The organism is Xanthomonas sp. NCPPB 2933, from assembly GCF_056725225.1.
The window spans coordinates 1,368,334-1,379,803 of the sequence record NZ_CM161518.1; the positions used below are offsets into that span (position 1 = coordinate 1,368,334).

The 11,470-nt window shown below is 64.8% G+C and carries 7 protein-coding genes; 2 read left to right on the forward strand and 5 right to left on the reverse strand.

Annotated elements, in window-relative coordinates; all coding sequences use genetic code 11:
* Positions 1 to 177: 177 nt before the first annotated feature.
* The 5 genes from AC1PLU_RS05700 to AC1PLU_RS05720 all read right to left on the reverse strand — a co-directional run bounded on the left by AC1PLU_RS05700 (position 178) and on the right by AC1PLU_RS05720 (position 9,825).
* Positions 178 to 2,616 carry a glucose/quinate/shikimate family membrane-bound PQQ-dependent dehydrogenase gene (locus tag AC1PLU_RS05700; protein WP_481108471.1) on the reverse strand — a complete coding sequence of 813 codons (2,439 nt, stop codon included), beginning with the start codon at positions 2,614 to 2,616 and terminating at the stop codon, positions 178 to 180.
* Between the two features lie 588 nt (positions 2,617 to 3,204).
* On the reverse strand, positions 3,205 to 4,572 hold the full coding sequence (otsA, locus tag AC1PLU_RS05705; protein ID WP_023904889.1) for an alpha,alpha-trehalose-phosphate synthase (UDP-forming): 1,368 nt from the start codon (positions 4,570 to 4,572) through the stop codon (positions 3,205 to 3,207).
* Positions 4,569 to 6,347 (reverse strand): glycoside hydrolase family 15 protein, encoded by a 1,779-nt coding sequence (locus AC1PLU_RS05710; protein ID WP_255085836.1) that lies wholly within the window; start codon positions 6,345 to 6,347, stop codon positions 4,569 to 4,571. Before AC1PLU_RS05710 ends, otsA begins: the two co-directional genes overlap by 4 nt.
* Positions 6,348 to 6,396: 49 nt before the next feature.
* Positions 6,397 to 7,155 (reverse strand): trehalose-phosphatase, encoded by a 759-nt coding sequence (otsB, locus tag AC1PLU_RS05715; RefSeq protein WP_481095599.1) that lies wholly within the window; start codon positions 7,153 to 7,155, stop codon positions 6,397 to 6,399.
* Positions 7,156 to 7,389: 234 nt separating this feature from the next.
* Positions 7,390 to 9,825: a TonB-dependent receptor plug domain-containing protein gene (locus tag AC1PLU_RS05720; RefSeq protein WP_481107950.1), complete on the reverse strand. Its 2,436-nt coding sequence runs from the start codon at positions 9,823 to 9,825 to the stop codon at positions 7,390 to 7,392.
* Positions 9,826 to 10,053: 228 nt separating this feature from the next.
* Here AC1PLU_RS05720 and AC1PLU_RS05725 point away from each other — a divergent pair, with 228 nt between their 5' ends.
* Both AC1PLU_RS05725 and AC1PLU_RS05730 read left to right on the forward strand, forming a co-directional pair.
* Positions 10,054 to 10,527, forward strand: a complete 474-nt coding sequence (locus tag AC1PLU_RS05725) for a DUF3574 domain-containing protein (RefSeq protein WP_170118597.1) — start codon at positions 10,054 to 10,056, stop codon at positions 10,525 to 10,527.
* A gap of 11 nt (positions 10,528 to 10,538) precedes the next feature.
* Positions 10,539 to 11,423, forward strand: a complete 885-nt coding sequence (locus AC1PLU_RS05730) for an FG-GAP repeat protein (protein WP_481095601.1) — start codon at positions 10,539 to 10,541, stop codon at positions 11,421 to 11,423.
* Positions 11,424 to 11,470: the final 47 nt, after the last annotated feature.

The following is an 11,470-nucleotide window of genomic DNA, read 5'->3' on the forward strand; positions in this document are numbered from 1 at the left end:
CTGATTAACGCCGGAATCGTGTCTGCGGCGGGCGTCTTAGAAGCGCGCGCACGCCTCCCATCAGCCGCGACACTCGCAACCGCTCTTACGATTCCCACTTCCAATCCCCACAAAAAAACCGACCGTCTCGCGACGGTCGGTTCAATCTGTTGCACTCACTAACGCAGTGTCGGCCGATTACTTGGCCGGCGTGGCCTGCGCATCGTCCGGCAATGCCCAGGCGATGACGCTGTCGCCGGACTTGGTTTCCATGCGGTCGTGTCCACCCACGGCGGCCACGATGTACTGCTTGCCGTCGATGGTGTAACTCAGCGGGGCTGCCTGCGGGCCGGCCGGCACGCGGGTCTCCCAGACCTGCTTGCCGGTGCGGGTGTCAAAGCCGCGCATGAAGTCGTCCAGGGTCGCGCCGATGAAGGTCACGCCACCAGCCGTGGCGAGCGAGCCGCTGTTGTTGGGCGTGCCGATTTCGAACTTGGTCTTGGACGGGATGCCCATCGGGCCCTGGTCGTAGCCGGTGCCCAGCGGACGGCGCCAGATCACCTGCTGCGTGCGCAAATCCACGCCGGAGATGTAGCCCCATGGCGGTGCCACGCACGGCGTGTTGAGCGGCGACATCCACGGCTCCTTGCGGGCGCCGTAGGCCAGGCCCTTCTGCGCCATGTAGCCGGGGGTCTTGCTCTTGCCGTCGAACACCGAGACCACGCCCAGCTCGTTCATTTTCTCGCGGGTATAGACCTGCAAGGTGTACGGCAGGCGATTGCTGTTCATCACCATGATGCCGCGCTGCAGATCGACCGAGACGCCGCCCCAGTTGATGCCGCCGTGGTTGCCGGTGAACGCCAGCGAGCCTTGCAGGGTCGGCGGGGTGAACATGCCTTCGTAGCGCAGCTGTTTGAACTGGATACGGCAAGCCAGCTGGTCGAACGGGGTCATGCCCCAGGCATCGGATTCGATGATGGTTTCGTACTCGCGGCTCGGCGCGCCCACGGTATTGGGCATGCCCGGCGAGATCGGCTGCGTGGCAGCGGTAAAGTCGCCGTGATCGGTCCCTTGCGGCACGGCGATCTGCTTGACCGGCATGATCGGCTCGCCGGTGGCGCGGTCCAGCACGAACACCTGGCCGGACTTGGTGGCCTGGATCACCGCAGGACGGGTACCGCCGCCAGCGACCGGCCAATCGACCAGATTCGGCTGCGGGCCGATGTCGTAATCCCACAGGTCGTGGTTGACGGTGCGGAAGTGCCAACGCTCCTTGCCGGTGGCCGCGTCCACGGCGACCAGCGAGGCGGTGTATTCCTCATCCTGCGGCGTGCGGCCCTTGCCGAAGAAATCGCCCGAGGCATTGCCGGTGGGTAGATAGACCAGGCCCAGCTCGTCGTCGGCAGACATCAGCGACCACACGTTCGGGGTCGAGCGGGTATAGGTCTGGCCGGCCGGCGGCTCGGCGGTGATCGCCGGGTTGCCCAGGTCCCAGGCCCAACGCAGCTGGCCGATGAGTGCATCGAAGCCACGCACCACGCCCGAGGGCGCATCGCCTTCCTGGCCGTCGCGCACCTGGCCGGTGGGCTGGATCACCACACCGCGCATCACCACAGGCGGCGAGGTCGGGCCGACGAAGCCCGGCTTGGTGTTGCCGGTGCCGGCATTGAGATCGACAAAGCCGTTGTTGCCGAAGCTGGTGCACAGCTTGCCGGTCTGCGCGTCCAGCGCGCCGAGGCGGCCGTCGACCATCGGCCAGAAGATCCGGGTCGGGCACTCCGCGGTGCCTTCCGGCGCCTGGTAGTACGACACGCCACGGCAGGTGGTGGCGGCAACGCCGGCCATCGCCTTCGGGTTGGTCTGCGGGTCGAAGCGCCAGCGCTCCTTGCCGTTGGCCGCTTCCACCGCGATCACTTTCTGGGTCGGGGTGCAGATGTAGAGCAGGTCGCCGACCTTGAGCGGGGTGTTCTGGAAGGCGTAGCCCAGCTTGGAGCCGGCCGGCTTGAGATCGCCGGTATGGAATTCCCAGGCCACCTTCAGGTCCTTGGCGTTTTCCGGGGTGATCTGCGCGCCGGGGGTGTAATGGTTGGACAGGTTGGAGCCGGCGTACGACGTCCAGTTGCTGGCATCGTGGTTAGCCGCGACGTTGCCGTCCGGGCTGGGCACGTTGGCGCGGCTGAACGGCGTTGCGTTCTCGGCCGGCAGCTTGGAGGCATCGGCCAGTTCGACATTGCGCGGTACCAGCAACGGCCACAGGATCAGCGCTGCGCCCAGGATCGGCAGCACGCCGGTCACCAGCACATAGCTCAGACCCGACAATGGCTGCATGCGCCGACGCGCCACGCCCCAGAACGGCAGCAGCACCAGGCCGAGCACCGACATCATGGCCAGACGCGGGACCAGGCCCCAGCCATCCAGGCCCACTTCCCACAGCGCCCACGCGATGGTGGCCGCCAGCGTGGCGCCAAACAGCCACAGGCCGGCACGCTTGCCCAGCGCCAGCAAGACGCCAGCCAGGAACAGGCCGATGCCTGCCAACAGGTAGTACCAGGAACCGCCAACGGCAACCAGGCGGCCGCCTTCGTAGGCGAGCACCGCACCGAGCACGGCGATCACCACCGCATAGGCCACCAGCAACCAGGTGCCTAGCCCACGTTTTGAGGATTGATCAGTCATTTTGAGATGTCAGGAAGGACCCAGGCACCAGCAAACGGTGGCGAGTCGTGGAGGGAGAAAGATCACAGGCTGGCAAAGGGCGGCCCCGATCTAAAGAACAACGCCCTAAACAAGAACGTCAGGATATGAACGCGCAGCCCCTCCCAGGGTCCTCAGCGCTAATCATGTGAATATTTTAGACCGCAAATACCCGCGTGTCCGTGACGGAATGAGAACCAGCGTTCCAACCTGTGTGGATGGAGTGCTGAAAATGCTCAAATCGGAAGGAATAGAGTGCTGTTGGTGCCAGACGGTCTTGGTGGCATTCGTGTGCGGCGACGAATGCATGATGCTGCCATAGCTCTATTTCGCTATTGACTCGATCGGCTGAGCGAGGATTCGGGATTCGGGAATGGAGATTCGTAGAGCTGAGGATTTTTCACTCTTACGTGCACACGTACCCTCATCCGCCCTTCGGGCACCTTCTCCCGATGGGAGAAGGGATGCGCCAGTGCGCGACGCATCTGTGTGCTGGTAGCGCGTGTGCGCTGGTCGCTCGGGAAACCAGATTCAAATATCGGCCAGTGCCTGCAAATACCGCTGGCGCCAGTGATTGATGTTGTTCTTGCGCAGGTGATCCATCATTGCCCGCCAGCGCTCGATGCGCGTGGCCAACGGCATGCTCGCCGCAGTCGCAATCGCATCGGCTACGCCATCCAGATCGTGCGGATTGACCAGCAGCGCTTCTTTCATTTCATCGGCTGCGCCGGCCAACAGCGACAGCACCAGCACGCCCGGATTTTCCGGATCCTGCGCCGCCACGAATTCCTTGGCGACCAGATTCATGCCATCGCGCAACGGCGTGACCAACCCCACCGAAGCGGCGCGATAGAAACCGGTCAACGTGGCATGGCTGAAGTTCTGATTGACGTAGCGCAGCGGCGTCCAATCCGGCTCTGCATGGCCACCGTTGATGTGGCCTGCGATCTGCTCCAGCTGCCCGCGCAACTGGCGATACTCGTTGACGTCGCCGCGCGACACCGGCGCGATCTGCAGATAGGTCAGGCTGCCGGATTGCTCCGGATAGCGCTCCAGATAGCGCTCGAATCCCTGGAAGCGTTCCGGCAGGCCTTTGGAATAATCCAGACGATCGACACCGATCGCCAGCTGACGGCCGCGCAGACTTTCGCGCAGATCACGCACCGCCTGCTTGCCAACCGAGGCCTTTGCCTGGTTGGCGATCAACTCGGTATCGATGCCGATCGGGAAGGAGGCGGCGCTGAAACGGCGCCCGCCAGGGCCCTCGACGATGTCGCCTTCGAGAATGCGCCCACCGCCGAACAGACGCACGTACGCCTTGAAGCGCTCCGCGTCGCGCTGGGTCTGAAAGCCGACCAGGTCGTACGCATAGAAGGTGCTGAACAAACGCGCGTGATCGGGCATGGCCTGCATCAGGTCGGCCGAGGGCATCGGCACGTGCAGGAAGAAGCCCATCTTGCAGCCCACACCCAGCTCGCGCAGCATCGCGCCCAGCGGAATCATGTGGTAATCGTGGATCCACAGCGTGTCGCTGTCTTTCAGCAACGGCGCCAGTTTTTCCGCGAACAGCCGATTGACGCGCATGTAGCCTTCGCGCGTGGCGCGGTCGTAATCGACCAGGTCCAGGCGGAAGTGCAGCAGCGGCCACAGGGTGCGATTGGCGAAGCCGTTGTAGTACGAATCGATGTCGCGTTTGTTGAGGTCCATGGTGACGAACTTGATGTCGCCATCGGTCTGCTCATGCATGCCGCCGCTGTCGCCGCGCACGGTCTTGCCGCTCCAGCCGAACCACACCCCACCACGCTCCTTGAGCGCGGCCAACAAGCCAACCGCCAGGCCGCCCGCACGGTTTTCGCCGGGCACTGCAACGCGGTTGGATACCACCACCAAACGACTCATGACGCCTCCTGCCAGCTCCGCGACAAGCGCATTGCTGCAATGATCAAACCCACATGCGAATAGGTCTGGGGGAAATTCCCCCAGGCTTCGCCGTCTTCAAACGATAGATCCTCGGACAGCAAGCCGAGGTGATTGCGGCGCGAGAGAATGCGCTCGAACAGTTCACGTGCCTCGTCCTTGCGACCGATCGCGGCCAGCGCGTCGATGTACCAGAACGTGCAGATGGTGAAGCTGGTTTCCGGCGCACCGAAGTCATCCGGTGCGATGTAGCGATACAGCGCATCGCCATGCTTGAGCACGCGACCGACGGCTTCCACGGTGCGCACGAAGCGGCTGTCGTCGTTGCCCACGATGCCGATATCGGCCAGCAACAACAGCGAGGCATCCAGGCGGTGACCACCGAGCGTGTCGGTGAAATGGCCGTGTTCGTCGCTCCAGGCTTCCGTCAGCACGCGCTCGCGAATGCTGTCGGCACGTTCGCTCCAATACACGCTGCGCTCCGGCAGCACCAGGCGGTCGGCGATCTTGGACAGGCGATCGCAGGCGGCCCAGCACATTGCAGCGGTGTAGGTATGCACTTCGGCGCGGCCGCGGAATTCCCACAGGCCGGCATCGGGGACGTTGTGCAGCGCGAATGCGCGCTCGCCCAGCGGCTCCAGGCGACGGAAAGTATCCGCATCGCCCTGATCCTTCAGACGCAGATCGAAGAACAGCTGCGTCGAAGCCAGCACCACGCTGCCATATACATCGTGCTGCTTTTGAATCCAGGCCAGGTTGCCGCGTCGCACCGGGCCCATGCCGCGGTAGCCGTCCATGGTGTCGACTTCGTGCTCTTCCAGCTGCGATTCGAAACCGATGCCGTATAGCGGCTGCAAGGTGCCATCGCTGGTGGCGATGTTGAAGATATAGCCGATGAATTGCTCCATCGTGCGCGTGGCGCCCAGGCGATTGAGCGCGCGCACCACGAAGGCGGCATCGCGCAGCCAGCAATAGCGGTAGTCCCAGTTGCGTGGGGTATTGGGCGCTTCCGGAATCGAGGTGGTCATCGCCGCGATGATGGCGCCGCTGTCTTCGTACTGGCACAACTTGAGTGTGATCGCGCTGCGGATCACCGCCTCTTGCCAATCGAGTGGAATCGACAGATAGCGCACCCATTCGCGCCAGTATTCTTCGGTGCGTTCCTGCGCTTCCTGCACGTAACCGGTGAGCGAGCGGGTGAGCGATTCGTCCACGCCCAACACCAGATTGACCGGGTGGCTGAGCACGAACGGCAAGCCATCGCGCACGAAGCGCACCGGTACATCGGTGGTCAGGCGCAGGGTGAATTCCGGCAGTACCCAACGGATGTGATTGCTGCCCCAGGTGGTTTCCGGGGTGCGGCCGCCCCAGTCGGCCAACGGGCGTGCGCGCACCACGATGCGTGGATTGCCAGCCAGCGGGCGGATTTGCCGGATGATGCTCACCGGCCGATAGAAACGCCCGTTGTTGCGCCAGCGCGGCGCGAAGTCGATCACTTCCACTTCGCCGCCGTGGATGTCGCGCAACACGGTGCGCAGCACGGCGGTGTTGGGCAGGTAATGCTGCTCGCTACTTTCGAAGTCCTCCAGCTCAACGGCAAAGTCGCCGCCTTCGCCCTTGGGCGAGAGCAGCGAACAGAACGCCGGGTCGCCATCGAAAGCCGGCAGGCAACTCCACACCACACGTGCCTGCCGATCGACCAATGCACCGAAACTGCAGTTGCCGATGACGCCCAGATCCAGGTTTGGCTCGGTCATGGAGTGCGAACGATCCTTTTTGAAGAGAAGAGGGGAAGGCGCGCGGCTCTCAGGCTGGGCGCGCGTTGCGTTGCAACCACGCATGCACATCGGCAGTGCCAGCGACGCGGAAGCGCGCGCTGGTCTGCGCGCGATCGCCGACCAGCACGCTCCAGCCGCCGAGGCGATTGGCAGCTTCGAAGCCGAATTCATCGGTGAGGTCGTCGCCGACGAACACCGGTGTGCGGCCGGCGAATGCGCCGTGCTGCATCAGTTGTTCGACCGCCAGGCCCTTGTTGCTGCCTTCGGGAACGAATTCCACGACGTGGTCGCCAGGCTGCAGGCGATAGCCGGAAAGTTGTGCGATTTCCTGTTGCGCGAAGGCCAGCACATCTGGGCCGGCGAGCGGCTGTGCGCGCCAATGCAGCGCAACGCTGACGCCTTTGTCTTCGACCAGCACGCCGGGGTGTTGATGCGTGAGTGCGGCGGCGCGCTGATGCAAGCCGTGCAGCCATTCGGAGGTGTCTTGCGGCATCGCGGCGCGTGCGGCGATATCGCTGCGTAGCTCATGGCCGTGCAGGCCGGCAGCCGGGAGCAGCAGCGGCGCGAACAAGGCGTCCAGTTGCGATAGCGGTCGCCCGCTGACCAGTGCGACTGCACCATTGAGGCGATCGCTCAAACGCCCGATGGCCTCGCGGACCTCGGGCAAGAGCCGCACAGCCTCGGGGCTGTCGGCAAAGTCGATGAGGGTACCGTCCACGTCCAGAAACAATGCGCAGGCATCGTCCAGCAATGGCGGCAACGGAAGGGGGGAATACACGTCTGCCATCACGCTAGTGTGCGCAAAGCGGTGTGATATTCAGGTTATGCAGTAGCGGGTGCGGTCCCTTCTCCCCTCGGGAGAAGGTGCCCCGCAGGGGCGGATGAGGGTACGAGCGAAGCCTCGTGCAGTTGGAACGCCACGAGGGCTTCGCTCCGTACCCTCACCCCAACCCCTCTCCCGTAGGAGAGGGGCTAAAGCAGCCTATCTGAGGAAGAGAGGTTTTAAGCTCTGCGCTGTTGCTCAGAAGCTATACCGCACCCGCCCATACCAATACGCGCCATTGCTGCCGATCGGCGAGAGCACGTCGTAGGGCAGGTTGCCGAAGTAGGCGATGTCGTCGATGGAGCGGTCCGAGTAGTTGTCCAGGATGTTCTGGCCGCCGATCGCCAGCGTCCACTGCGTCCCCAGGTGGTACTCGGCTTCCAGATCCAGCTGCCACTCGGCGCCGTAGGTCTGGCGTGGCACGAAGCCGCCGCCGAAATCGAACACGCGGGTGGCGCTGCCGTAGCGATTGACGCGCGTCTGCAGGTTCCAGTGCTCGTTGTTCCAGTTGGCTGCCAGGGCCGCGCGTGTGCGTGGCGCGGCATCGGTGAGCGTGTTGCTCTCTTCCACCCCGAACAGCACGTAGTCCGGGTTCAGTGCCAGCAGCTGCGCCGGGGTGCCGATGACGTTTTTCAATTCGGTCTTGGCGTAGCTGTAGGTGCCGGTCAGCAGCAGGTCGCCGCCGAAGGCGTACTGGCGCCAGTTGCCGACCAGCTCGGCGCCGCGGGTGCGGGTGTCGGCGGCGTTGAGGAAGTAGCTGGCGCTCTGCACGCCGGTGACGCCGAAGTTCTGCTGCACGAAGTCGGTCAGCGTGTCGCCGGTGATGTCTTCGGACAGCGCGATGCGGTCGTCGATGTCGATCTGGAAGAAGTCCAGCGACAGGTCGAAGTGATCGCCCAGCTTGCTGGTGAAACCCAGGCTGTAATTGAGCGACTTTTCCGGCTTCAGGTCGGTGGCGCCGAGCGCGCGTGCGATCGGGTTGTTGACCGACAGCAGGCGGCCCTGGGTCAGGCGACCGGCGGCGTCGTAGCCGGTGGAGGTGGCCTCGTAGCCGATCTGGCTGAGCGAGGGGGCACGCACGTTGTTGGAGATCGCGCCACGCAGCGCGAACGCCGGTGCGAACGCATAACGCGCCGCCAGCTTGCCGGTCCATTGGCTGCCGAAATCCTGGTAATGCTCGTAGCGGCCGGCCAGGTCGGTGGAGAACTTGTCGCCGAACTGGCTCGACACGTTGGCGTAGGCGCTGGCCACATTGCGGGACAGATCGGCCTCGTCCTGCGGGGTGAGGCCGCCGCCGGCCTGCGAGCCGGTGGGACGATCGGTGAACGGGCCGGCCGCATAGCTGGCCGGGTCGCCAGCGTGGGTGCGGTATTGCTCGCGGCGGAATTCGGCACCGGTGCCGAAGGTGTGGGTGGCGCCGGCGGCATCGAACACGCGGGTAAGATCCAGATTGCCCACGGTCTGCGCGAAGGCGAAATCGCCGGTCTTGAAGCGGGTGGTGCTGCCGGGGCCGAGCGAGGCATTGAGCGAGTTGCGCAACCGGTAGGTGAAGTCGTTGCGGCCGTAGTTGACGCTGGCGTCGTAGTCCCAGTTGCCCAATTGCCCACGGGCGCCGGCGACGATCTGCAGATCGCGATTCTCGCCTTCGGAAATCGGGCGGTAGCCGTTGGGGTAGATCTCGCGCCAGTTGGCGCTGCCATCCGGGTAGCGGAAATAATTGGCGCCTTCGGTGTCGCGCTGGTTGTAGGTGCCGAAGGCGTAGAACTCGCCGTTGGCGCTGAAGGGAATTTTGGTGTTGAGCCAGGCGTTCAGGCCTTTGGTGGCGCCGTCGCCGAGCACGTAATTGCGCTGGCCGGCCAGCGCCAGATTGGCTGGGGTCTGTTCTTCGAACGAGGGAATCTGGTCGAAGCCGGCGCGGTTGGTGGCCTCGCGATTCTTCAGCTCCAGGCCCACCTTGAAAAAGCCGCCGTCATCGCCGAGCAGGCTGCCGACCTTGGCGCTGGCGTAGCTGGTCTGGCCATCGGTGACGCGGCGATTGATCGGCTCCACATCGGTGTTGTAGGCGCCGAAGCTGGCTTCCAGCTCGCCGCGCTCGGGGTTGTCGTCCAGGATCACGTTGATGACGCCGGCGATCGCGTCCGAGCCGTATTGCGCACCGGCACCGTCGCGTAGCACTTCGATGCGCTTGATCGCATTGATCGGGATGGAATTGAAATCCACCGGCGTGGTGCCCTTGCCGATCTTGCTGTCGGTATTGACCAGCGCCGAGGTATGCCGGCGCTTGCCGTTGACCAGCACCAGCACCTGATCGGGCGAGAGCCCGCGCAGCTGCGCAGCGCGGATGTGATCGGCGCCGCCGGAGTTGGACTGGCGCGGGAAGTTGAACGAGGGCAGCAACGCCTGCAGCGCGCTGCCTAGCTCGCCATTGACCACGCCGGCCTTGCGGATGTCTTCGGCGGTGAGCACGTCCACCGGCACGGTCGATTCCAGTACGGTGCGGTCGCTGGCACGGGTGCCGGTGACGATCACCGTGTCCAGCGTGGGGGCGCCGGGGGCGGCCTGCTGGGCCTGTGCGTTGGCGCTCAACACGGCTGCCACGGCCAGGCCGATAGCCGAAAGGGTGGGGCGGGTCATTTCTCTCTCCTGCGACTGCAACTGCAAACGCGCCGCGCGGTCGGCATCCGGCCGGGCAGGGGCGCAAAGGGGTTCGGATCGTCCACATTCATCCGGATAGAGAGATGTTATCGCGTTGTTCAGACGCGTGCGAGATGGCACAGTGCGCGCACGCCGGCATCAGCTGATGCCCGGCCTGCATGAGCCTGCCCAATACGCGTTGTAAAAATATCCGTTGTGGAGAAGTCGATGAAGTTGCTGCCGTCCTGCTTGCTTGCCGCCATGTTGGCGTTGTCCGCCTGTGCCACCACTCCCGGCGGCGCGCCGGGCTCGACCACTGCCAGCCTGCAAGGCGATGCGGCGCGGCCGGCGACCGCCCGCGGCTGGGTACGCAGCGAGCTGTACTTTGGCGTGGGCGAGGAAACCGGCCCGGCCGATCGCCCGCAAACCCGCACCATCGACGAGACCCAGTGGCGCGCGTTCCTGGACAAGGAAGTGACGCCGCGCTTCCCGGATGGGCTGACCGTGTTCGACGCCTACGGCCAGTGGCTGTTCCGCGGCGCCAAGGAGCCGAACCGGCTGGGCACCAAGGTGCTGGTGATCCTGCACGAGGACACCCCGCAGCGGCGCAACGATATCGAGGCGATCCGCCTGGCCTGGAAGCAGGCCACCGGTCACCAGTCGGTGCTGTGGTCGCGGCAGGCGGTTGAGGTGTCGTTCTGAGTCTGCTGACCATGCGCCTTGAATCTCTGCGCCGAATGCGTGTGAGGGCTGCGCGCGCGCTGTTATTCGCCGCGCTTGGCGGGCTGTCGTTCGCGTCCTTGGCACGCGACACCAGCGTGCAGGTGCAGATCGACGCGCACACGCGTGCCACCGCCACACTGGTCGGCGCACGCCTGCAGGTGGTGTTTAGCCCAGGCGGCAAGGAGCAATGGTTCGACGCGAACGTGGACGACGGCGAAGGCGGCACGGGCGTGGACAGCGACGACTACAACTTCGATGGGCACCCAGATCTTGCGGTGTCGGCAATGCTCGGCCAGGTCAACGAGGCGGTGCTGGTGTTTGTGTTCGATCCGGCGCAACGCCGCTTTCGTGCACTGACCGTGCCCACGCGCCCGGCGGTGCAATGCGAAGGTTTCTTCAATCTGACGCCCGACAAGCAGCAGCGCAGCTTGACGAGCTCCTGCCGCAGCGGGCCGATGTGGTACGCCGACGTCTATCGCTACGCCGCCGATGGGCGGCTGTATGTGGCCAGGACGCAGCAGCCGATCGCCTCGCCCGACATCCAGACCTTGCTGGATCCAGGCACCGACGATGGCATGCCGCTCTCGGTGTGGCCGCGTTATGACGCGCGCGGGGCGAAGGTTTCAAGCGAGATCGGCACGACGCTGGAGGCACCGATGCCGGTGCAGCTGCGTGTGCAGGTGGCGCGCCTGCCGCTGTACGCCACGCCTAATTCGACCAGCACCAAGCGCTATCTGGTGCAGGGCGATCGGGCCGACGCGCTGGATGTCAGCGCTGATGCCACGCGCGTGCAGGTGCGCTATCGCAGTGCCGGCCGCAGCGACAGCGTCGGCTGGATCGAGGTCGCTGCAGCGATGCAGGAGCGGACGCAGTAGCGCTTATGGGCGGCAGCGTGCCGGCAAGCGCCGGACGGGCGCACCCT